At 44.0% G+C, this 1,617-nt stretch carries 1 protein-coding gene and 2 tRNA genes; 2 read left to right on the top strand and 1 reads right to left on the bottom strand.

All coding sequences use genetic code 11. The annotated features are described in order from the left end of the window. Positions 1–145 precede the first annotated feature (145 nt). Positions 146–1,258, bottom strand: a complete 1,113-nt coding sequence (locus tag AC29Z1_RS17710) for an aminopeptidase (protein WP_488272752.1) — start codon at positions 1,256–1,258, stop codon at positions 146–148. 153 nt (positions 1,259–1,411) lie between these two features. Here AC29Z1_RS17710 and AC29Z1_RS17705 point away from each other — a divergent pair. Both AC29Z1_RS17705 and AC29Z1_RS17700 read left to right on the top strand, forming a co-directional pair. Further along, positions 1,412–1,487 (top strand) — tRNA-Asn (locus AC29Z1_RS17705). A gap of 2 nt (positions 1,488–1,489) precedes the next feature. After that, a tRNA-Glu gene (locus AC29Z1_RS17700) sits at positions 1,490–1,564 on the top strand. Positions 1,565–1,617: the final 53 nt, after the last annotated feature.

Here is a 1,617-nt window from a genome sequence, read left to right as displayed (position 1 = left end):
TCAGAAAAGCAGTTTTGTCTTGCCAAGCTTTATGCGAAATTTATTGAAATAGATAGCCGATGGAAAATAATAAAGCGAGATTGCCAGGTGAATCCGTCTAATAACGGAAGAAGGCAGTCTCGCTTTTCAGTTACTGACGCTTGAGCTATACCAGGTTTTCAGGGTTTAATCCTGCTAGTTCCGGAAGGACAAATCGCCCGTCTTTACGGATGAGTTTATCGTCAAAGTAGATTTCGCCGCCACCATATTCGGGATTTTGAATACAGACCAGATCCCAGTGAATGGCTGATTTGTTGCCATTAAAGGCGACATCATAGGCGCTGCCGGGAGTAAAGTGGAAACTGCCCTTGATTTTTTCATCAAAGAGCGTATCTTTCATGGGTTTTTCAATATATGGGTTTACGCCCAAAGCAAATTCGCCAACATAACGGGCGCCCTCATCAGTATCGAAAACTTTATTAATCTTATCGCTGTCGTTAGCAGTAGCCTTGACAATTTTACCGTCCTTGAATTCCAGGCGGATATTTTCGTAGGTGAAACCTTGATAAACGGCCGGCGTGTTATAGGTAATGACGCCATTGACCGAATCTCTGACAGGAGCGGTATATACTTCCCCGTCCGGGATATTTCTAAGTCCGGAGCATTTTATCGCTGGGATACCCTTTATGGAAAAAGTCAGGTCCGTTCCAGGCCCTGCAATTCTAACTTTATCGGTCTTTTCCATAAGTTCGACTAGCGGGTCCATAGCTTTTGCCATTTTCGCATAATCAAGGTTACATACATTAAAATAAAAATCCTCAAAAGCCTCTGTACTAGTGTTGGCAAGCTGGGCCATGGACGCATTAGGCCAGCGCAAAATGCACCATTTGGTATTGGGAACCCGGATATCAATGTGTACAGGTTTAACCCAGTTTTGTTGATAGCTTTGCAGTTGGGTAGCTGGAACATCGGCCATTTCTGCAATATTAAAGCTGGCTCTGATCCCAATATATGCATCCATTTCTTTCATCCGTGCCTGTTCCCAGGAAGCAGCCAATGATAGCTGTTCAGCGGAAGAGTGCATGAGTAGTGCCCGTTGTAACTGGCTGTTTTTTATCTCGAGAAACGGGATACCGCCGGCGGCGTAGGCTTCGTCAACAAGCGCCTTGGCCAAGGAAAGTGCGTCGTCAAACATTTCGATTAATATTTTTTCGCCTGGCTTAAGGCTAGTAGAATAGCTGATAAGATTTTTGGCAAGAGTTTTGATTCTTGGATCCAAAACACGACCTCCTTATTTGTCTCAATATTATATATCAGTATTTGATGTTTTAACAAAAATATCCTTTGAAAGTATGACATATAACATAAAAAAATGCAGTAAGTGCTTGCAATTTTATTTTCTCTAGTATATAATTCATTATGTTGAAATAATTCCTCGATAGCTCAGTTGGTAGAGCAATCGGCTGTTAACCGATCGGTCGTAGGTTCGAGTCCTACTCGAGGAGCCAATGGCCCGTTGGTCAAGTGGTTAAGACACCGCCCTTTCACGGCGGTATCAGGGGTTCGAATCCCCTACGGGTCACCATATGGGCGATTAGCTCAGCTGGGAGAGCGCCTGCCTTACAAGCAGGATGTCGG

This window comes from Sporomusa sp. (assembly GCF_057736855.1).
The sequence above is the reverse complement of the archived record's forward strand: the minus strand, read 5'-3'. Positions and strand labels throughout refer to the sequence as shown.